Raw genomic sequence first — 24,122 nt, forward strand, 5'->3', positions numbered from 1 at the left:
GTAAAAATGACACTAAAACTCATTCTATTAAGTGCGACATTATTTTTCTCCTCTAGTAAAGACAAAGCAGATAAAATAATAGTTGGCAATCCTTGTTCGAATGACCATCCTTTTGGGTCAACTGTAACCTGCACTTGTTATGAAGAAGATTATGGCAACAATCTGGCCAGACAAAAATATGATTTATATCTCCCAGATGGGTTTACAAATAGACCTATAGTGATATATATCCACGGCGGTGGCTTTACAGGTGGTCATAAAAGAAAATTTATGAATCCAGCAAATAACATAGCTCAAGTAGCTGCCTTTCTTGATGCCGGCTATGCGGTTGCATCTTTAGAATATCGGTTATTAAACACATCTAATGAAACCGTAGGTCTCCGAAAATGCATTCAAGACTGTAAAGATGCAATAGCTGATATACGAAACCTACCATCAAGCTATGGCATTGACCCTGATAGGATCGCTCTTTGGGGCAGCTCAGCGGGAGCTGGTATAGCGATGTTGATAGCATTTGAAGACAATACTGTAAACAGACCTTATAAAGCAGTATGGGTAGACATACCACAGGCCACATACGATATAAATAAATGGCAGGGAGGATTGGGTGTATTTCCTGATTGTAATTTAACAAATATCATCAGCATTTTAACCCCAACTAAAGTAAAATCAATTTATGGTTTGGGTACTGCTACCATAAGCAATATTCCTGCTTTTTTAAGTATGACTCAAAGTTACAGAGCTGAGGTAGATATTATACAATATATAGATAACACTGATCCACCGGTTTGGATAGAAAATAAAGCAGCTCAAAATAATCAAACCCTGGGTAATTGTCCTTCAAGCAAAGATGTGCTCAATCACCATAAAAATCATTGCTTAAAGTTAAAAAATAAACTAGCTGCACAAAATGTGGAATGGCATCTAAGATTGAAAGATGTTGCGAGTAACACTATAGTTACTATTCATAGTCAGGGAGCAGGAAATTGGAACAGTGGAGTGGAATTTGTAAAAGATAAATTGAATTAAAATTGATAAAAGCCTTTTATGAAACTTAGAAATACTGAAGCTAGAATTCCAGGAGGGTTTACGAAAGCCAATGCGGAGAAACTTGGAGAGGCTTCTGATATTGATGTTAGTGGTAAGCTCTTGATTGTGTCTCACCTTACTGGGCCAATACCTATAGGGCCGGCTTTGCCTTTTTGGAATAGGTATGTGGCTTTTGTGAATAGACCTGCTGGCACAGAGTTGACTTATAATTGGAGTGCTGTATTTAAAGGAAGTGCAAATAACGTGATTTTGACTATCAATCCATCTTTCGGAAACACCCTCTTCATTGATTCATCAAAATTCAAAGACTCCAATAATACAATTGTTGTTAACACCCAAGCAAAAAAGATAGAAGTTTTTTGTACTATCAGCGAAGGGTTGATCCCTATAGGGGCAGTTATGCTTAGCCAAGAATTAAATGGACTTAAACAAAATATCGAAAACCTGCTGAGCGAAGACAATAATGCCCATCCACCTATAGCCTATAAGGGCAACCCAAATGCTACAAGAATGCTTGGGAACTACTTTAAGCCCTATTTCAATGAAGGAATCAATGCTTTTGGTCAAGTAATGGATGTTCCAAAAGAACTGGCAGCGGCTATTGCATTTGGCAATATGCCCTCAATTAATCAGTTAGACAATTTCTGGAAGAGAGAAGAATTTGGCCATTCACTTAACTCTGAGAGCGTATTTCCAAATCCCTCTCCATACATATTTAACGAGAGAAATCCTCTTAGCATTGGAGTTTGCTCGGTAAGACCGCATATCCTTGCAATGTTTCTACCAAAAAATGATTTCATCGATATAAATAACTTTAATGCCGATAATAGTCCAATCTATACCCCCAGGTATTTGAATACCTACACTGTTCTTACCGGCACCATTAAAGAAAAAAGCATTTTTGATAGTTTCAATGGCCTTGCCTTGGCAGACAGAATTGACATATATAATCTGCTACGCTTTCCAAAGTCAAATATTAAAATGTGTTTATTTCTTCTTAATCAGTTAAAAAAGACTAAGGATGATTGGCAAGCAATTGGCGCGGCCTCTTTTATTACTAATAATAAAGTCGTAGCCGGCCTTTGTACTGCTTTTTTCAATGGCCCACGGGATGAATACAAAAAAACTACAAAAAAAGCAAATACAACATATTCCTATTTCATGCAGAGGGTTTTCTCAGATAACATCACTGCATCTCCAATTGAGTTCAAGATAATCAAAATTAAAGTATTGGATGTACGTTCTGGCCGACCTATTACATTTGCAAAGATGAAAAGTTTGGTGATATCCGCCGGTGATAATCACAAGATTGGACATGATAAGTTTAAGGTAGAAAATGATGAAGTAATAAAAGATGGCACTGATTTTCCGAAGTTCTCTTATGAAGAAAGCCAAAATAATCCTAGTTACACATTGGCGAAAAGAGCGCAAATAGCCCTGAATGAGTTGGGATATAATAATGGAAACCCTGGTAACAGCTTTGGACCTGACGCTAGGCTTCAATACAACAAATACTGGGAAAACAGACTGGCTAATCCTGCAATAGTCTCACCAGCTACAGGAGACCCGATTGACATATATTTAATCTACATCGAGGCGGAATACTTGTCACACCGGGAGACAGACGAATTTGGCGAGCTTAAAATAAGAGTACCAAAGTCCTTCTTCATTGCAGGAAAACCCTTAAAAATTGAAATTGGATTTTGGGAGTTTCCTATATTGGTTGAAAGATTAAAATTTGAAACTGATACCATTAAACGATCGGAAATTAACCCTAATACAATAACCAATACAAACTTTACAGTATCATGGATTGATAGCACCCAGGAACAAGAAAAGGATTGGAATCCTGAAGAATATGATAATACTAAAGATTACTTTAGATGGGAAGTAAAAAACGGAACAAATGGCTCCAGAAAACTAAGGGTGAATGAAGTGATAAAAATTAAAGACGCTGCCGGCACCGAAATTCAGTCTAATTTACTCTCCAGTTTCTATGACCTTATTGCACACCCCTTCCATTTTGTCCTTTTTGGAATGCAGTGGTGTCAGCCGGTGTGGGCACCAATACCGAATACGGCAACTCATTGGATAAAAGGTAATGTTAGTCCAATTAATGGGCACCCAAGCGGTATCTCTGAAAAAATTCCAGATAATCAAAGAAATATGCCTGTATTAGTAACACAACACAAAGGTGGAGGTACAGGAAAAGGTAGGGACTACGGCTCACTCGTGCTGAAATCAGATTATGCATATCAATTTGATGGCCAGCAATTTTCTTCCAATAACTATCCTGCACTTTTTCAGACATATGTAGACAACAATAGACCTACTCCGCGGCAAGATGAAGATGGCGGTAACAAGCAGCATCAAGGTATAGACTATTTAAGCAATGACGACTCAAGCACTATTAGTAACAGTAACAACTCTTCTCTCCTTTTTGCATTTCATGGTGGTGTGATAAAAAATGAGAATGAAGGAGGTTTTGGATTACAATACAGTGTGCAGATAATTAATAGAATTATTACAGATAAAATATACAAAGCTTTTTATGCACATATGGAAACTAAAGTATCAAATTTACACAATACTGGAGTATTGGCAGGTCAAAAAATTGGAACAATAGGTAGAAGTAACGGTGAAGGAGATTATAGTAGCAATTATATTGATGGCCCAACACATTTGCATTTTGAAATTAGATACAATATATTAATTGGTAATCAATATGCTAGACTTACAAAGCCTAAAGATATTTTCCAGCTAACGGCTGAGGATATTAACAGTCCTAATCAAAATTTAATACTTGATTTTGATGGCTACAGGTTATTTCCATGTGATTGCAAAAATGGAAATTTAGCTGCATTTCGTTGTGTAATAAGATCTAATGATTTACCAAATGCAAATCTGAATAAATGTTCAGAATGTTGGGCCTCCCGGAACCTTCACTGCCCCTACATGGCGGGGGATGCCAAAAAAGTATTTAGAATTCAAGCACAGCTAAACTACTTCAAAGACGACAGACCCGATAATGATGATTTCAAATATCCTGGAAGTATTGATGGCAATTGGGGGACTAAACCGACCAATAAAAACGTAACCGGCCTTACAGACGCGGTCAATATTTCGTTAGTGCCTGGAAGTTTAATAGACGACGAATTAGTAAACATAAAATTCAGAGAAAATAATGATGCGATTAAGCCAGAGCAAAATGGATGGATAATCCCGCATCTATTAAAAGAAGCAGGATCATACTACAAATTGATAATCAGTGAGCTTGGTTCTTTACTTACAAATGATACGATCAAGACTCAAAAAACCAGAATGGCCATTTACTATTTTAAAAAAGCACATAGTCTTCTATCAGATGGCGAAGATTATGCTGCAAATTTCGACACGGATGACACCTTTGAAGATAAATTGAATGAAAATGACAAGGCGCGTTATCCTCGCATCAATCTAAACCGTGTAGATAAATAATATTACTATGAACCAATCCTTCACCGAAATACTTAGTACCGAAATAGCCAAGCTGCTATCACCACTGCTTTTGCTGGACTCCAAGGAGGAGATTCAGGAATTGTTGAAAGAACTAGGCTACGATGTTGATTTGAATGATATTTCTCCCGGTACAGATTTTACTTCGGTTATCCAGAAAATAATCGCTTTATTTGATAGAATCGCAGACCTCCCCAATGCTAGTGATAAGCAAGCGGAGCTTATTGCAATCGGAATCGATTTAGGTGTAATCGTGAAAGAGGTAAGTACACAAATTGTTACGCCGCTCAAAAATTTACTTTCCTCCATTAGCGGAATCAGCAACAAGGATGAATTACCCAAACGCCTTGGTGATTATTTGGTTTACACTTATTTTGAAGAACATTACAAAGCAATTTTCGCCACCAAGCATTTGCTTGGCTTACTGGAAGAAGTAGAGGATACTACTAATAATTCCATAAAAACGGTTCAGTGGAACCTCATCGGAAAGCTATTCAGCAAGCCGATTGATGTGTTTGACCAAGTGTATGATTGGTCTAATGATTTTGGGGATGATAAGTTCCTCAAACGATTTGAAAAATTAGTTCTTGCCTTCGGCTTGCCTGGCGGCATTTACGAGCAAACTACTACCATCCAAGCTCATTTGGGCAATCCCGTAGGAACGAAGGAAGTACGCATGCCCGTATATCAAGACGGCGTGTGGCCGGATAACTGGCGAGAATTAGACATCAATGTTTCGCCCATCCCAGCTAATGCGTCTGATAAAAAAGGCCTTTTTCTCTATCCCTATTTCTTTGGCGGCGTTTCTATCAGCGACGATATCAATCCCAACTGGAAATTTGAATTGGAAGGAGATACTGATATAGGCTCCGGCTTAGGGCTGGGTATCCGTCCGCCGGCTAAATTAAACGTAGTAGCGGGATGGTCAGGCTTGCTTGATACAACCAATCTGAAACTAAAACTCATTGTAACCAGAAAGCAAAACGGCGATAAAATTTACCTTTTTGGCAACCCTGACGCTACGCACTTGTCGCTTGCAGGTGTTGTAATGGAGGTTTTTGTAGAAAAGATAGATACTAAAAAGAAAGATTTCGGAGCAGACCTCAAGCTGCAAAAACTCCGCTTCGAGTTAAAAAAGGGTGAAGGCGACGGATTCATCAATAAAATATTACCGGAAAACGGTATGAATGCAGAGTTTGATGTGCAGTTGGGCTATTCTTTGGAGAAGGGATTCTATTTTAAGGGCAGTGGTACATTTGGCATTGAAATTCCACTGCACCTTATCCTTGGGCCTTTGGAAATAAAAGCGCTTAAATTGGGCTTTGATCCAAAAGACGAAGGGCTTGGGCTGGATGTGGGAACCTCTTTTGAACTTAAATTGGGACCTATCACCGCTGTAGTTGAAAATATTGGACTGAGTAACTTACTTTCTTTCCCCAACGGTAACAGCAATGAATTTAGTCTGGCGGATATAAAAGTCGCCTTCAAGCCCCCCAACGGTATTGGCATCAACATCGACACTGACGCCGTCTCAGGTGGAGGTTATCTTTATATTAATGCAGAAGAAGGAAGATATGCAGGTGTTGCTGGTTTAAGTATTAAAGATAAAATTAAGTTGTCAGCTTTTGGATTGATCAATACTAAATTTCCAGATGGCAGAAAGGGATACTCTTTTTTAATATTTATCTCTGCGGAATTTCCACCCATTCAATTAGGCTATGGGTTTACATTAAATGGAGTTGGAGGGCTAGTAGGCATTCATCGCACTATTATTGTAGAGGAACTTAGAAAAGGTGTTAAAACGGGTGCTTATGATAATCTTTTATTTCCAGAGAATCCTGTTGAAAATGCTTTAGAAATTATAGCAAGTCTGGAAGCCATCTTCCCTGTTTCAGAAGGTAGATATGTCTTTGGCATTATGGGTAAGATCGGATGGGGAGCACCCACATTGATCACCATAGATTTGGGCTTGATCATAGAAGTACCCAACCCTGTAAAGTTGGCTATTTTGGGTGTTGTGAAGGCTATCCTTCCTACAGAGGACAAGGCTATATTGAAGCTCCAGGTCAATTTCCTTGGTGTAATCGATTTTGGTAAAAAACAATTGTCCTTTGATGCGACCATCTATGATTCAAGGCTATTGACCTTTAGTCTGGCGGGAGATATGGCCATGCGATTGAGTTGGGGCAGCAATTCTAATTTTTTGATGAGTGTCGGGGGCTTCCATCCATCTTATCAGCCACCTCCACAGTTGATCAGTATGAATCGTCTTACGCTCAATCTATTGGGAGGGGACAATCCGAGATTAACATTGACTTGCTACTTTGCGGTGACTTCCAATACTGTACAGTTTGGATCAAAGGTTGATTTATATGTCAAAGTTGCCAGCAAGCTCACAGCTGAAGGTTATCTGGGCTTCGATGCTTTGTTCCAGATGGATCCTTTCTACATGAAGATATTGGCAGCAGCTTATCTGGCAATCAAATGGAATGGTGATGAAAAGATGGCGATATCCCTATCTGCTGTTCTGGAGGGTCCAAAACCATGGAATGTGGACGGTGTGGCGGAAGTTAAAGTATTATGCATCAAGTACACAGTCAAAGTACAAAAGACCTGGGGACAGTCTCAGTATGCTTCATTGCCTGCCGTGACAGTAGCAAACAAACTAAACGCAGCACTCAATGATCTTAAAAACTGGAGAAGTGAACTCACATCAGGCAAACAACAATTGGTGACACTTCGAAAAATTGTCGAAGGTGATAATGAAAGTATTATGTTGCCAGAAGGAGTTTTGGTCATCAGTCAAAAAGTACTGCCAATGAATATCAATATTCAATTATTTGGAACACAAGAAGTGAGTGATGGTGGACAATATGCGATTGGAGATATCTCCATAAATGGTAATGTTGAAGCTTCAAAAACTTATGTAAAAGAAGATTTTGTACCTGCTCACTTCCGCAAAATGAGTGAGACAGAAAAGTTATCCGGGCCATCATTCCAGAAATACGATGGTGGTATTCGTGTAGATGGTATGAATAATTTGATAGGTTCTACTTTTGAGTCTAAAATTATAGAGTATGAAACTATAATTTACAATCCTTTGGAAAATTCAACATCTACTGGATTAAAAATCACAGAAAATAATAAAATTCATGAAGCCATGGTGAAAGGCAGTAAAGCGGGTCAGTCCAGTTTGTCAGTTTCTAAAAATTTTGCTCCATTGGCTCCCAAATCTATTACAGTTCTGGAAGAAGAGTATGGAGTTGTAAAAATCGAAGATTTAACACTGATAGAAGCAGGCGCTTTATGTGCATCTTTTACTGAAGCACAAGATTACTATCTGGAAAAAGTAAGTTTGGATCTCACACTGAAAAATAAACTTAAGATAATTCCTAAATTCGAAATTCAAACAGCATGAGCTTAGCAAAATATTCTTTTTTATCGTGGGCAAGACAGGGCTTAAGCAAATATGCCGCAGCCCCATTAAATGACAAAGCCAGATCGCAAATCAGTGTAGATATTCAAGAATCAAAGTCAGGTCAACATGGTATCAAAGATATCCAAATTTATGGTCCTGGTGATGTCGTAGGTATTGATCAAAGAAATATAGTCAAAGTCCATCCAGAACACAATACCGGAAATTTTGAATCAAATTATCTTCCCTTTATCGAATTTTATCAGGATAGTTTTTTATGGGATTACACTCCTACATCCAATGATGATAATAGATTAGATCCTTGGTTATTTTTATTGGTTTTGGAAGAATCGGAATATCAAAAAACTGAGGTGCAGGATAGTCTTAGCTTTATTACATTAAATTCTGTTGATGTATTTCCGCCAAAGGAGCATAGATGGGCATGGGGTCATGTGCATGTGAATGCAGATGTAAATAGTGTTGAGAGTTTACAGGAAAAACTAAAAACTAATCCTGACTTTGCAATTTGCAGGTTGATGTCTCCCAGAAAATTAGAGCCTAATAAAAGATATGAGGCTTTTGTGATCCCCGCATATGAGGTAGGGCGAAAAACCGGACTAGGTGAAGATATTGAAAGTATTAAAGGAAATGCAGTCCTTAACACTTCATGGGAAGGAGGCGAATTAACTTATCCATTCTACTACAGCTGGCCATTTGGCACAGGAGCAGAAGGTGATTTTGAGTCATTGGTCAGGGCATTAAATCCTACACCTGAGTTAGACTCCGGCATTGGATTCAGACCCTTTGATATTTCAGAAGGAAAGATGGAAGATTTGGTTGATGAACCAAGAAATGCTGATGGATCACCAATGAATGAATTTGTTTTAGGCGGTGCATTAAAACCAGTAGGTAGTAGTAGTCAGGATTTTCCAGATTCATTATGGCAAAAAGAAATGGTTGATTTGCTAAATAAAAGGGATGGTGTGCAAGACTTGTCATATAATGGTTCCAATAGTTCACCTGATAATGACCCCATTATTGTACCTCCGACATATGGTCATTGGCATGCATTAGTATCAAAATTAAACAAGGGGGGCGAAACGAATGATGATGACCCAATCGATAAAAGTGATAGTAATTGGCTACACTCATTAAATCTAGACCCCGCTCATAGGGCATCAGCCGGTGTAGGCACGAAAGTGATACAAGAAAATCAAGATCAATATCTCGCTACTGCCTGGAATCAGATTGGAGCAGTGCTGGAAGCCAATCAAATGATTAAAAATAGTCAGTTGGGGATAGAAATAGCGGTAAAATGGTGGGAAACTCATATTTTGAGTCAATCAGATTCTCAGATTGTAGGTACTGTCGCGCCGTTATTGGATCAGCTTTATTGTAAAAATCAACCCATTCCCAATATTCATCAAAACATAGAAAATACATCCACTCCTTCGGCAGCTTTTTCTCCGGTGTTCAGAAGGTTGTGCAACAACAGAAACAGGTTTGTGGTTAAGATGAAAAAAAGAAAACGACAAAACCCAAATCTACAAATACATCCATTTATTTCAGATGGTATTACTAGTAATTTGCAAATAATACCCATCAAAACCACTCCTTCCGGCAAGGATAATGTTCCTTTTCAAGGTAAAGTACCTTTATTCCCATGTAGCCTTAAAAATATAGTATTTAATCCTAATAATTTGACACTTCCTTATAAATATTTTCCACTTAGACCGAATGATCCAATAGACCCAAGAAATCCAAATCAACTACCTAATCCAAATAGTCCTACAAATCCTAATAATCCCAATAACCCAAATAATGGACCACAACTTGACATAAATGAAAAGGATTTTAGAAATGCATGGCAGTTTTTTATAAGAGTATTGGATTGTAAACCAAACGATCCATTACCAAGACCTTTAGATTTAAACAGCATCATGCCTTGTATTGAAAACGGTTTAAACCCATCACAAACTATCAAAGGACGAACACTAAGCAAGATTGGTATAGTAGCTGAATTGGATGCCATTGTTCCCATCATGGCTGCTCCGGATTATCCTGAGCCTATGTATAAAAAATTGCTGGAGCAGTCTTCAGATTTTATACTTCCCAATCTGGACAAATTGCCCAATAATAGTATTTCTTTGATGGAAGTCAACCAAAAATTTATTGAAGCATTTATGGTTGGCTTGAATTATGAGATGGCAGGTGAGTTATTATGGAATGAGTATCCTACGGATCAAAGAGGCTCCTATTTCAGGCAATTTTGGGATGTAAGTAAATTTATAAATGTCAATGATAATACCGAAGAATTTCTGGCCGAAAATCTGAAAGATATAGATAGTATACACAGATGGGTTAAGTGGACTAACTTAGGTGAACATAAAAATTCTACTAAAACATTTGACCCTATTGAAATCCCTATAGAATCAACATTGAATCCACTTGTATTGACCATCAGAGGAGATTTATTAAATAGATATCCAGAGGCTATTATTTATGCTGCTAAAGCAAAAGTTGAAGATGGAACTTTTGATGAAAATCAATCACTACAAAATACGAAATTTCCTATATTCTCTGCTAAAATAGAACCAGATATTACTTTTCTTGGATTTAATCTAAGTGAGGATGATGTAAGGGGAAATGATGATGATAACTTTGGGTATTACTTCTGTGTAAAAGAGCCTAATACAGGACCAAGGTTTGGTATGGATGTAGCACCTGACGACGGAAATACAAGTGCCCCAACATCCTGGAATGAGTTGGATTGGGGAAATGTTCAACAAGGAAAGAAAAACATCGACCTTACTGGAATGACTTTTAACTCAGCTTTAGAGCTTGAGTCACTTACATGGGGTAGTGATGCAGCAACCATGGCTAGTATTTTATATCAAGTACCTGTAATGGTAGCTATCCATGGAAAAAATTTATTACCCAATCCTTAAAACTGTAGCATGAGCAATTTTATAGAATTAAGAAATAACATCCAAACAAATAGGCAAGCACTGTTGCAAAAACAAGAAGAACTGTTTATTGCAAGCAGGGTATTGGAGCGATATCAAGAAGAGTTAATTCGAAAAGCCAAAAAGGAAAAGCCAGATAAAAAAACAGACAAAAAGAAAGCTGATACTTCTGGCAAGCCATTCTTTTCAAAAATTCCAATACAAAAAACTGACTTAAAGGGCAGTCCCATAAAAGGAGGCCCAATATTCGGTGACCCAATAAAATTGGATAAGAAGCTTAACGAATTGACAAAGGTCAAAAATAATTTTCTTACAGAAATTACTACCATAGAAAGTCAACTAGTCGACTTTTACCAACAATTTTGGGCATTGGCAAGCCCCCAGAATATGGTAGAAAACTGGGATGCAAAGTTTCCAATCATATTAATGCCTATAAGAATTGAAACCAGATTTCTTACTTATGACAACGACCCTAAAAAGTATCTTGGAGTACGATTTATTCCCGATGATATTTTTGTAGTCACCCATGAAAAATTATTAACTCCTGATGAAATCGACTCAGGAAAAAAATATTGGGAAAAACTTAAAGAAAAATTAGGTTTTGCAGAATCAAAAAGAACGATTAATCATAAAGGAGCATGGCAAGTGTTAAACAGTTTATACGGGAGTGGAAGAGCAGCATATATTGCACTAAAAACACGACCAACTAACTGGCCAATTGATCAAAGTTTACCAATGGAAGGTCCCCTACAATTTCCTTCCTTTGCCAAATATAAAGATAATAGCTGGTCTATTCCACCGAGATCTTATATCATACCAGATAAATTTGTGGTAACCTTAACTAATGGAGCTACAACTTTAGAAAAGACAGGCACTCATGTACATGCCTACCCTTTAATACTCGGCCCAGATCCAAATTTTGAAGGAGATTTGTTTAAAGAAGACGATGATGGCGTACTACAAATGGATGAACGCATCAGGTGGTTATATGATTTTGAAGCTGCTGTGTCTAATGGAATGGCTGTAAAAATTGAGTTGAATGATGCTCAATACAACGCTGGTTTTGATAAGATCACAGTGTTGGGACTAAGGCTTAGTGCAGATCCTAATCATTCTCAAGAATTATTAGAAGAGTTAATTAATAACCACCACTACGGGCTTACAGGATTTGGTATTGTCCCCCAAGGTACACCTACCAATAATTCTAAAGACAAACCGAGTGGTTACTCACAACTAAGACAAGATCCTGCATTTTCGTTTAGAACAGAGCAAAGTGATAAATTAATTGGCTCTTTGGATTTCAGCAACAAATTAGCGTGGAAAGATGGTCAATGGCTTGCGCATGGCTTAGGTATAAATAGTGAAACTTTAGAGCATTCATATTACTCTAATCATACAGATAGACTAGAAGCCATAGCCATGAATGATGTACTTTGGCATGGTACTTTGGGATATTATTTCAAACATATGCTGGTCACATGGAATACGCTTAACAATGACACCTTAAGTATTTCAGATATAGCCAATCTGAAAGAATTTTTTACGGCTTATATAAGTGGTCGTGGTCCTTTGCCTGCGATACGGGTAGGAAATCAGCCTTATGGAGTGTTGCCTATTACTGCTTATTCAAAAATGGTATGGGAGAATGCAGACTCAGTTCCTAAAAAGCTACAACCAGTCTTGAATTTTTTCAAAGAAAGTTGGCGAAGAAAGCTTGGAAATGTAAAAACGACAAGTCAAGGGTCAGACAATTGGCAACAAGATTTTCTTGATATTTTGGGTTTACAATCAGGATCAGTGGAGTACTATAACAGATTAGGAATCGGGCCTTTGGTTTATTACATGTATTTAAAACAAACTCCTAATAATGCTGATCTTTGGCTCGATAACCAAGTGATTCAATCCAGCCAGACTAATGCAAGTATAAACAATTTGATTTCTGATGCGGATTTGCTGTTTAAAAATACAAGAGCATCTATGTTGAGTTGGTTCCCATTTCAAAGTAGAATAAGAAATGGAATCGTAACTCAAGACCCAATATCAGAAGAAATTTCTCTCTCTAATGATTACATCGCTTATTTAAGTGATCCATCTAATATTGAAATCATTATTCAGGAATATATTGATCAGAATTTATATGATGGTTCATTGTTGTATGGTATGCTTAGACATAGCTTTTTGTTAATTGTCTGGGAAATATTATGGAAAAAATTTCATGGCGGAGAATGGATAGAGAAAGAACTCTTGAATACAGAAATAGAAGAAGCATGTAAGGCAGTATGGTATCAATATATCAATACCAAAGAAAGGTCTGAATTGATTTCCTACATCAAGGAAGACTCGACTTATGTAGACTATACAACTTCATTAAAAAAATTATCACATGAAAGTCTAGGAAGTATTCCAACTGAAAGATTAGAAAGGTTATTGAGTGAACATTTAGACTTATGCAGCTACAGATACGATGCCTGGCAGACAGGATTAGTAGATTATAAACTTCAAAAAATGAGAACATCAACACCAAATGGGTGTTATCTTGGAGCTTATGGGTGGGTATTAAATGTAAGGAAAGATCCACCAAGAACTGTTGTACCTAATTCACAAATCCCTTCCTTATTTACCAACGATAATGAAATTCACAAATTAACCTTTGATGCTGGAAATGCTGGTTTTATACATGCGCCATCCATTGCACAGGCTACAACTTCAGCTGTATTAAGAGAAGGATATCTGTCAAAAGGAAAGGAGCAAATGCAGGTAGATTTGACGTCGAGAAGAGTCAGATTGGCTAAGGAAATCATTGAAGGTATTCAGAATGGTCAGGAATTGGCAGCATTGTTGGGCTATCGGTTTGAACGATCACTCCACGATAAAAGTGGCAACGGGCTTGAATTGGACAAATATATTTATGACCTTAGAACAAAGTTTCCATTGGTAACAAGAAATGCAGAAAACTTGGTCGATTTTGAAGCCAATAATGTGGTGCACGGTTTAGATCTACTAAAAGCTTTTAGAAGTAACAATTCAATGTTTAGTTATGCTGTGGATGAAGATCACCTTAAACAGAGTTGTTTTGAATTAGATGATATAATTGATGCTATTTCTGACATCACCATGGCTGAGGGTGTGCATCAGGCAGTTTTAGGTAATCATGTAAGAGCAAATGCCATCTTGAACTCAATAGGTGAAGGGAAAAATATACCTGAGCCGCAATTTATAGAAACACCGAGAACAGGTATTACATTAACCCAAAGGATGGGTGTGTTATTTACTGAAAAAGAAAACAATCAACCAATATGGGCAGATACTTCTACATACAGAGCTAGCATAAGCCCTGCCGTTAACCAATGGATTGGAGAAATACTTGGCGATAGTAATAAAATCAAATGTAAAGTCACATATGACAACTCAATTGAAATTGTAAATCCAAAATTACTTGGTCTTGAACCGATTGATTTTGTTAATTTACTAAATAATCCTTTGGGTGATGAAAGTTCAGAATTGTCCCAACGCATTTTGTATTACATCAGAAAGAAAAATGGATTATTAAAAGATGTTGCTATAACAATTGACTATCAAAATAGAGTAGGCTTTGCTGATTCAGAATTTGCCTTTATTGAGATCTTAGCAGTCGCAAGAAATATTTATCGGCTTATGAATGAAAGTGAAGTTATGTTGCCGGCACATTTACAAAGAGATTCGGAAAGAAGTGTAATGAGTGACGATCAACTAACTGAAGAAAGAAATAATATTAGTTTAGAAGATGTTATGTTCAATGTTACAGATATAATTGAAATTGATGAATTTAATCATTTTAATATACTCAAATCGGTAAATAATTTAAAAGGGATATTAGACATTGACTTAGAGCAAACTGATTTAGGTGAAGTAATAACTATTTTAAAACACAAAGCAGAAAGTAATGATACTATTGAATTAACTGAAGTGGAAGAAGAGTTGTTCAAAATTTCATTTTTAGGTATTCAAGGAAGTATTCCTTCCAATCCAATGGGAATTGATCAAGATGCAAAAAAAACATTACTATTTCAAGTAATAAGTGTTTTTAAAGAAATCTATAAGAGAAATGAAGAAATAAAGGAATCTAGCATATCTACCTACCAAGGTAACACAGAAGCTCTAAAAATCGTGTTTGGAAAAGATGTACCAATTTTACCAACATTTGAAATAAAAAACTTTACTGAAGTAAAATCGTCATTTGATTATAAAGAAAATTTGATCGGTCATGCTACATTAAAATTGGTCATGGAAGATTGGCTATCTGGTATTTCAAAAGTCAAGGACAAAGTGCAAAACTGGCAAACTTATGCTTTACTCAATGATATAAAAGAAAGTGAAGTAGATACTAAAATTCACGCATTACAACTGCCATATCAAGTAGATGACCAATGGATGGGAATTGAATATACTAAGGGTAATGATAAAATTGCAGCTGAGACACTTTCATTAGTTTTGAATTTTCCATTTGATTTTCCAGCAACAAGTACAAAAAAGGTATCTGGATTGATTATAGATGAATGGATAGAGAAAATACCCAATAGGAAGGAAACAACAGGGATCGCATTTAATTACGATGAACCACAAACGGAAGCACCACAAGCTATCCTTTTGTGTGTACCACCTACCAATAGATCAAACTGGAGCTGGGATGATCTGATCAGTACATTGGACGAAACTCTGGAAACAGCGCAACTAAGAGCCATCGATCCGGATTTATTAGAAAAATCTCCGGGCTCTGAGTTTAATAAATTTTTACCTGGCATTGTACATCCTATTTCTTCTGATCACAAACAAACGGTCAAATTGAATCAATCTGTTTAACTAGCTTAGTAACTAAAGATGAATAAATTTTTTAATAAATATAGTCAAGATGGAGATGCACAATTTAATGATTTCGTTGCTTTGCCATCAGGATTCTTAAATGTTGGTCAAAAAGGACAACAAGGTTTAATTGTTTTAACAGATATCAAAGGGATTGTGATATGGGAAAAACTATATCAGATGCCACGAAAATCTGTTAAATTTTTACAAGTGGAGATGATCAATCCGGATCAGGTAATGATATTAGGGAATGCAATGGTTGGAGCACAAAATACCAAAAGTCACTTGTGTATAAAAGCGAACATTAATGGACAAATCATATTTACAAAAGAAATCATTTCGCCAAATACAACTAAGACAAGCAGGTTACTAAAATTATCAGAAAATGAGTGGGTGATATCAGGTTGGAAAAATGTGAATACAACAAGTACTGAATACCACAGGATCAACTTAAATGGGCAAAGCTCGGGGACTTTTAATCTTAGAACTCAAGGGAATGATAAACATTTTGATCTTGCCTTATTAGATAGGCATTTAGTGTTTGTTGGAAGTACAATCCTAAAGGAGAATAAAGAAGGTTTAATTTTGTTTTCAGAAGTAAGAACTAATTCTAGCCAAGGATTTACGCTGACTTTTCCTGATCCAACAATAAATGTCGAAATTGATTCCGTAGCTTCAATCGGTAGAGGAAAATTTCTTGTTGCAGGTCATAATGATACAGATATTTTTATAACGTTTGGAAATTATACAAGTAGAAACCTCGATACAGAGCCATTAAGAATGGGATTTTTAAATGGGTCATTCAAAGTTCTAAAAATTATCTATAGACAACCATTTGCATACATAATGGCATTTGATGTTAATAAACAACATCATTTTGTCATAAAATTTAACATGAGTATTACTAATCCTAATCAAGCAAAAATTTGGATTAAGTATATCGGACCAAGTGAAATCGCTATACTAAGCGAGATGATTATTAATGATGATGGATTTTTGTTTTGCGGTAAGATCTCTGAACGTGAGAAAAAAAAGGAAAACCCTATACTGATTAGTGCCAATAATGAAATAGAATGCTGTAATACAGAAAATGGACCAAATGATACTAGAGATATTAAACCCATTTTTCTTATTGCCTTAGAGATTGAAATTATTAGTGGGCAGTTGGATGCAGAAAATTTAAGTGTAGAATTTACTACATCCAATAATCAATCACAAATAGTTGAGATCTGTCCACCAATCGTACCACCCATTCAAAAATGTCCATTCGCAATGACAGCATGGAAAACTATTGAACCGAGGGCCAGGACACTTGACTTTACAAAATCCCTCCAAGCGGAAGTAAGAGATGCCATGTGGATGATATCGAGACAATGGCAATGGGGAGAATTTGATGGAGAAGATGGAGGTTCGATTGTGTATAGTAAGGTTGGGTTAAAAACAACAAGACTCAATAGATATACTCAACTGGAAAAAAGTCCAGAATATGAAGCTTATAATGATCAAATACCCTTAGAATGTATTGTAGAAAAAGGAATGGTAGATATTGAAAAAAACTGGTTACTAAGAATAGAAGTAGGAAACTACTGGCTGAAGTTGCTTAAAACTAAATTTGAAGGTGTCGGACTTGAAGCACTAAAACAAGGTTTTATTTCTCAATATGCAGTAAAATTACTCGAACCAGATCCTATAACTAATGAAGATACCAAACAGGCATACATAGAATATCTTCAGTTGAAGGCAAATGAAGAAACTTGGTTGATGCTGGTGTCTGCACAGAATCGATCCATTGATGGATGGGAGTTTATTTCAGCCATTCAAGATGGAACTCATTTTAATCATGTTTTTATTTCAACTTTATCGCAAGCAGAAAAAGATAAACTCCAAGTAGTATTAGTGGAATTTAAATCTAAATATGATCATCTATTTTTCAATGTATCCAATATTTCTTCATCTTGGTCAACAAAACAGCTGGAACATAACTTTCAATGCCGGGCAAAAAATACGGATACCAGCAAAGGTGATTTTAAAGTGATTGGTAAAGAGTATTCGGGTAAAAATCTTGATTGGATAGATGTGGATATTGCCGTTGGAGGAACAGATTTTTTAGATAAGTCAGGTGCCACTATAGAAAACCCAGTTCCGGAATCAGATGTAAATATATTAATACCATCCAAAATATTTTTTCCTGGCATGCCTGAAGCTAGATGGTGGCAAATGGAAGATAGTCAAATTGACTTTGGAAATATGATCGTCAATAAGACTGATGTTTCTAAACTATTGCTTTTAGATTTTATGGTAAACTATGCTGGAAATTGGTACATGCTTCCGCATGCAGCTGAAGTAGGAACGTTGACTGAGATCCAAGGTATTGAAGTAAGAGATAATTTTGGAATACGTACTTTAATTCAGCCAGCAAACATAGTGGATCCACCAGTAAGCACGCAGAGAAAGTGGTCAGTTTTTCAACTGCATAATGAAACCGATGCTAGCAAAGTGCCACCAAGTTTATTGTTTGTGGCACCTTCAACTCCGGATAAACTCGAAGGTAAACCATTAGAAAAAGTTAATTTTATTAGAGATGAAATGGCCAATATGGTCTGGGGTATTGAGCAAACCATCAATTCAGGAATGAATAAAGGTACTGATGGAAATGAAGCAGGTATCAGACTTCAACAATTATTGAAGAAATACAATGAAAACCTTGAAGAAGATGATGTGACAGAGAACGAAAATAACGAAAATAATTTAAAATATAAATTGGCCACATCTGTACCCGAAAATTGGATTCCTTTTATTCCTGTGAATACAGACACATCTAACAGGTCAATAAAATTGCGGAGAGCTAAGACACTAAGAGCCATAGAAAACTTTGCAGGAAAAATTCAACCACGTACTGATTTATTGAGTCCACGTACTGATTTGTTGAGTCCGCTGCCACCATATTTTATAAATGAAGAAGAAGTTCCCAAAGCAGGACGGATCGCAGAAGCAAAATGGCAAAGAGCCAGATGGTTTGATGGAAAGACTTATGTATGGTATGGCCATGAGAAAAAAGTTGGACGAGGTGGAGGAACTAGTGGGTTGAAGTTTGATCAATTAGATTATCCAAAAAAATAATTGAAATGGAAAAATCAGGTAAAAAGTCAATGATAAACTGTCATACTCATATTTTTACAAGTAAAACCGTTCCGCCTTATTTAGCTAAAAGTTTTCTCCCATGGCCATTTTATAAATGGATCAATACAGATGTATTAATGAGTATCAATGAGTTTTTGAAGTTTGATCAAGGAAAATGGAAAGTGTTCTATGAGAAATTGATAACAATTAAAATACAATCTAAGAATGTATGGCATAGTTATAGAACATTTCTGTATAGAAATTTCATTGCAAAATCCATTGCTACGATTATAAATGTGTGGTTCATAACACATGCAATATATTATTTATTAGGCGAACAGATAAATACACTTATCAAGTCAAATGATTGGTTATATTCTAATGTCAGAAACGTATTTTTATTTTTAGAATCAAAACACATCTTTTTAAAAGATCCTTCCTTCTTTAATAAAGTCATAATTATTTTATTTGTCTTTTTCTTTATTGAAATTGGGAGGCAAGTATTATGGACATTAGCTAGGTATTTATTACCCTATATGAAATTTATCCCTGATAGTAAAACATTCGAGTTTCTTTCCAGATATTTAAACATCATACGATTCGCCGGATATAAAAAAAGTAGCAATATATATTCTAAACTTATAAATCAATATGATGAAGGCACGGGATTTGTAGTCTTGCCAATGGATATGCATTATATGGGGGCAGGAAAAATTATGGATGAGAAAGGTAGTTTTGAGTTTCAAATGGATGAATTGATAAAATTGAAAAATGACCCTCTTAAAAAGGTCTTTCCATTTGTATTTATAGATCCTAGAAGAATAATAGATCAACCCGATTTTCTGAAAATATCAGGAGACCCATTGACAGGACAAATTACATTAAATACTTGTAAGGTCAAAGAGTATATAGAGAAACACAAGTTGAATGGGTTTAAGATTTATCCTGCATTAGGTTATTATCCTTTTGACGAAGAGTTGCTTTTGTTATGGAAGTATGCGGCTGATAATCAAATACCTATAATGACTCATGTTATAAAAGGCACTATTTTCTACAGAGGCAAAAAGGATAAAAAATGGGATTATCACCAAGTTTTAGAACAGAACAATGGTGTAAATCAACCTACAAGCCCTTTAATGCTTCCAGAATTAAAAAACATAGATTTTAGTACAAATTTTACACACCCACTTAACTATTTATGTTTACTGGATGAGAAACTTTTAAGAAAAGTAGTAAAAAACTGTAGGCAAGAGATCAAAGATTTTTTTGGATATTCAGATGATTCGACTGAATTAAAGCACAATCTTAGCAAGTTAAAGATATGCATGGGACACTATGGAGGTGATGATGAATGGGCAAAGTATCAGGAACGAGACAGACTGGCTCAGGTATCTAACATACTCAGAATAGAAATAGATGGATTTGATTTTTTTCCACAACCAAAACCGAATGTTGCAATTGAAGACCAAAAGAGCTATTTAGGCTTATTATGGAGAAGTATGGATTGGTTTTCAATCATTACTAATATGATGTATAAATACGAAAACGTTTATGCAGATATCAGCTATATAGTACATAATCCATCTATATATCCATTATTAAAACAGATATTAGGAAAAGACGATCTTAAAGAAAGAGTACTGTATGGCACTGACTTCTTTGTAGTCAGGAATCATAAGAGTGAAAAGCAAATATTATCCGAAGTAATGGCAAATCTATCTGAACATGAATTTGATCTGATAGCAAGAGATAATCCGAGGGCTTATTTGAAAACTAGTTATTGTACAATAATATAAATTAAAGAAAATGAAACAAGTAATTGTCTATTTTATGCATGAAAAGGAAGAAGCCATGGCATCTTCAATTATTTCTTCCATTACAGAGAGGACAGATTCATTTTATAAAGGAGAGGTTAATGATGATGATATTAAAAAACTTGTTGAAAAGAACTTGATATTTTCAATTACTGATACTGACGAACAAACTGAATCACAAGGTAAAACATTACCTAAAGGAAAGAAAAAAACAATATTTAAAAACAAGATTTTATTAAGAGATATAAAACCTGAAAAAGAAAATACAGAAGGAATCAATTATTATAAAATAAAAGTTGATGGTCCATTAACATCAAGTATATTAAGTGATTTAAGTAAAAATGGTATTGAGATAAACACACAAATATCCAATAATGCATACACTGTTAAATTAGATAGTCATCAGCATGATTTGTTGAACAAACATAAAGATATCCTGTCCATTCAATTATATAATAAGGTTGATACTGGAGTCAGAGAAATGGATGAAAATGAAATGTATGATCATTTTAAAAACAAGAATGTTTATGAAAAAAATACTATCATAGAAAAATCAATGGATACATCTGGTAATATTTATACACACGAAGTAGAAGCAAAAGTTTATGATGTATACTTACATGATATTAATAATAAAGATGAGATTGAACAGTGGCTTAAGGATATAGGAATTGAAATTTTGGGATCATCAAAGTTTAAAATTAGAATCAAAACAGTTCCTTCTGATGCAATAAATCTTGCAATTTCTAGTAACCCAATGGTTCAAAATATTTACTTGTATATTCCACCCACTTTGCATGACTCATATGCAAAAGCAATAATACATTCAATATACACAAATGGTCAATATTTATCAGAATTATATGATATTAAAGGAGAAGGACAAATTATTGGTGTTGCGGATACGGGTATTGATGATCAGCATGGTGATTTGATAGACAGGGATCTTAAAATAATTTGTAGAGGACGCGTAAATGACTATTCAGATCCGATTGGGCACGGCACCCATGTGTCAGGTATAATAATAGGTAGTGGAAAGCTTAGTGAACATACAAATGACATAGTCAAAGGTGTTGTACCAGAAGCAAAACTTGTATTTCAATCATTATTAAATAAGGATGGAAAAATTGATCTGCCGGTTGATCTGCAGGAACTTTTTTTACAAGCACATAATGAAGGAGTTAGAATTCATAACAATAGCTGGGGAGCTAATACTGAGTCATACTACACTGTCAATTCATTAGAAGTTGATGATTTTGTTTACAATCATAAGGATATGTTGCTAATATTTTCGGCTGGTAATGATGGAAAAGATACTGATTCTGATGATCGTGGTTTTGTAGATCTTTCATCCATTGGTTCACCTGCATCATGTAAAAATGGAATAACTGTGGGTGCAAGTAGAAACTCCAGAACAAAGGGAGGGTATTCTACTTTAACACACAAGGGAGCATGGCGTAGTTCATTTCCAAATGCACCAATAGGGGATGAGAATGTATCTGGCAATCCAAATGCATTGGCTGGATTTAGTAGTAGAGGACCATGTGATGATGTAAGATTTAAACCAGATGTTGTTGCTCCTGGTACAGATATTGCAGCACCAAAGTCAGGGGCAGCACCTAAAAGTGAGTTTCATGGAATTTTGCCAGGCAATCCCAATTATGCATTAATGTGTGGTACAAGCATGGCAGCACCCATAGTAACAGGCATGGCTGCTTTGGTTCGGCAATATTATACCCTTCATGGTTTGAGCAATCCGAGTGCTTCATTAATTAAAGCAACAATAATAAACTCAACTATCCAATTAACATCTGATGATGCAGTAAGAGGCGAGCCTAATATACCAAATAATCACCAAGGTTTTGGTCTAATTGATTTTGAAAATGCTATTCCAAATGTTAAAAATGATTTTAATTTATATTGCTTTGATGGATTAAGTGATCCTAATTATGTAATGGCTAGCACTGGAAATAGAAGAAGGTTTATGTTAGAAATTGATCAACTATGTTGGATTCGCATCACACTGGCATATACTGATTTTGCTGGACGTTCAATTCAAAACAAGCTAAGCTTATTTACAGACTTAGATATTCAAGACAATAGTTTAGCAAATACTCAAAAGTGGATTGGTAATGAAGGTGCTTATAAACCAATTGGAAGCAAAATTGATAAATTAAACAATGTTGAAATAATAAGAATAAATGAAGCCAATCCAGGTAAATACTTTATTGCAGTTGTGGCTTCTAATATAATTCGTGGACCACAAGACTTCTCTTTAGTCATTACAACAAATTGCAAATCTTCAAAAATAGCTCCAAATGTTTAATATTCATGTAATACAAGCACTTAGTGGTGATTCAATGTTAATTGAGTACAATGACACAAGTGATACAAAGCATATTCTCATAGATGGTGGGCCTAAAACTGTATTTGAGAATTTCTTAAATCAGGAATTGAAAAGGATAGTTGGGGTCAATGGAACATTAGAAGCAATAATGGTAAGTCATGTAGATGACGATCATATTAAAGGAATTATAGATTTATTTACTTTATTAAAAGAAGAAAATGATAATGACGACCGTCTTTCCTTTAACATAAACCATTTGTGGCATAATACCTTCTCTGAGACAATTGATTTAGATGGTAGTATTTCTAGCAGGTTAAACAGCATTAACACAATTTTTGGACAACATGGTTTGTCGTCAGTCAATTCAGTATTTACTTTTAATAGTATAAATCAAGGTAATAAACTTACTGCATTAGCGAATGTTTTGGATATTAAAATCAATGAGCATTCGGGTAATGGATTCTTTAGTTTAGATAATAATGAAGAAGCGGTATTGTTTGATAACCTTTCATTCACAATAATAGGGCCATCAAAAGAGAACTTGAAAGCCTTGAATGATGAATGGAAAGCTTGGCTTGAAAAGCAAGAAGAATACATAAATAGGAATGAAGTGAATTTGGCATCATATTCAGATAAATCAGTCCCGAATCTAAGTAGTCTTGTGTTTATTGTAGAAGGAAGTGGTAAAAGAGTATTGTTTACAGGTGATGCCAGAGGAGATTATGTCTATGAAGGATTAAAAAAGAGAAAGCTTCTAAAATATGGGAAAGTGCATTTCGATATACTCAAAGTACCACATCATGGAAGCGATCGAAATGTAACCAGAGAGTTTTTTGAAAATGTAACAGCTGATCAATATATAATTTCTGCTGATGGCAAACATGGAAATCCCGATTACGCTACTCTTGCTTGGATAGTAGAATCAGCTCAAATGCAGCAAAGAAATATAGAAATTTTCCTTACCAATAAAACCGAAACGGTTAATAAGTTTATTAATAACTATAATATGTCTGAATGGGGATACAAAATAATCTTTATAAAACAAGGTGAAAATAGTCTAAAGATATCATTATAGA

9 protein-coding genes are annotated in these 24,122 nt (G+C 35.5%); all 9 read left to right on the plus strand.

Annotated features, from left to right (window positions below; genetic code table 11):
• The first annotated feature begins 6 nt into the window (after positions 1–6).
• Genes IPJ53_10830 through IPJ53_10870 form a run of 9 tightly spaced genes read left to right on the plus strand, consistent with a single transcriptional unit; the run spans position 7 to position 24,121 of the window.
• Positions 7–1,029, plus strand: coding sequence for an alpha/beta hydrolase (locus tag IPJ53_10830; GenBank protein MBK7799601.1), 1,023 nt, complete (start codon positions 7–9; stop codon positions 1,027–1,029).
• A gap of 18 nt (positions 1,030–1,047) precedes the next feature.
• Positions 1,048–4,527, plus strand: coding sequence for a peptidoglycan DD-metalloendopeptidase family protein (locus IPJ53_10835; GenBank protein ID MBK7799602.1), 3,480 nt, complete (start codon positions 1,048–1,050; stop codon positions 4,525–4,527).
• Positions 4,528–4,534: 7 nt separating this feature from the next.
• Complete coding sequence (locus IPJ53_10840) at positions 4,535–7,963, plus strand: hypothetical protein (GenBank protein MBK7799603.1); 3,429 nt, start codon at positions 4,535–4,537, stop codon at positions 7,961–7,963.
• On the plus strand, positions 7,960–10,908 hold the full coding sequence (locus IPJ53_10845) for a hypothetical protein (protein ID MBK7799604.1): 2,949 nt from the start codon (positions 7,960–7,962) through the stop codon (positions 10,906–10,908). Before IPJ53_10840 ends, IPJ53_10845 begins: the two co-directional genes overlap by 4 nt.
• A gap of 9 nt (positions 10,909–10,917) precedes the next feature.
• Complete coding sequence (locus IPJ53_10850) at positions 10,918–15,765, plus strand: hypothetical protein (protein ID MBK7799605.1); 4,848 nt, start codon at positions 10,918–10,920, stop codon at positions 15,763–15,765.
• 18 nt (positions 15,766–15,783) lie between these two features.
• Complete coding sequence (locus IPJ53_10855) at positions 15,784–18,885, plus strand: hypothetical protein (GenBank protein MBK7799606.1); 3,102 nt, start codon at positions 15,784–15,786, stop codon at positions 18,883–18,885.
• Positions 18,886–18,890: 5 nt separating this feature from the next.
• Complete coding sequence (locus tag IPJ53_10860; protein ID MBK7799607.1) at positions 18,891–20,681, plus strand: amidohydrolase family protein; 1,791 nt, start codon at positions 18,891–18,893, stop codon at positions 20,679–20,681.
• Between the two features lie 10 nt (positions 20,682–20,691).
• Positions 20,692–23,025 carry a S8 family serine peptidase gene (locus tag IPJ53_10865; protein MBK7799608.1) on the plus strand — a complete coding sequence of 778 codons (2,334 nt, stop codon included), beginning with the start codon at positions 20,692–20,694 and terminating at the stop codon, positions 23,023–23,025.
• The gene (locus IPJ53_10870) at positions 23,018–24,121 is read left to right on the plus strand and encodes a hypothetical protein (GenBank protein ID MBK7799609.1); all 1,104 of its coding nucleotides are present in this window, start codon (positions 23,018–23,020) and stop codon (positions 24,119–24,121) included. Before IPJ53_10865 ends, IPJ53_10870 begins: the two co-directional genes overlap by 8 nt.
• Position 24,122 lies beyond the last annotated feature (1 nt).

This window comes from Candidatus Vicinibacter affinis, from assembly GCA_016714365.1.
GTDB classification, from domain to species: Bacteria; Bacteroidota; Bacteroidia; order Chitinophagales; family Saprospiraceae; genus Vicinibacter; species Vicinibacter affinis.

Coding starts and splice junctions, on each gene's coding strand:
- IPJ53_10855 (MBK7799606.1), top strand. CDS start 15,784: ATGAATAAATTTTTTAATAAATATAGTCAAGATGGAGATGCACAATTT.
- IPJ53_10860 (MBK7799607.1), top strand. CDS start 18,891: ATGGAAAAATCAGGTAAAAAGTCAATGATAAACTGTCATACTCATATT.
- IPJ53_10835 (MBK7799602.1), top strand. CDS start 1,048: ATGAAACTTAGAAATACTGAAGCTAGAATTCCAGGAGGGTTTACGAAA.
- IPJ53_10870 (MBK7799609.1), top strand. CDS start 23,018: ATGTTTAATATTCATGTAATACAAGCACTTAGTGGTGATTCAATGTTA.
- IPJ53_10865 (MBK7799608.1), top strand. CDS start 20,692: ATGAAACAAGTAATTGTCTATTTTATGCATGAAAAGGAAGAAGCCATG.
- IPJ53_10840 (MBK7799603.1), top strand. CDS start 4,535: ATGAACCAATCCTTCACCGAAATACTTAGTACCGAAATAGCCAAGCTG.
- IPJ53_10845 (MBK7799604.1), top strand. CDS start 7,960: ATGAGCTTAGCAAAATATTCTTTTTTATCGTGGGCAAGACAGGGCTTA.
- IPJ53_10830 (MBK7799601.1), top strand. CDS start 7: ATGACACTAAAACTCATTCTATTAAGTGCGACATTATTTTTCTCCTCT.
- IPJ53_10850 (MBK7799605.1), top strand. CDS start 10,918: ATGAGCAATTTTATAGAATTAAGAAATAACATCCAAACAAATAGGCAA.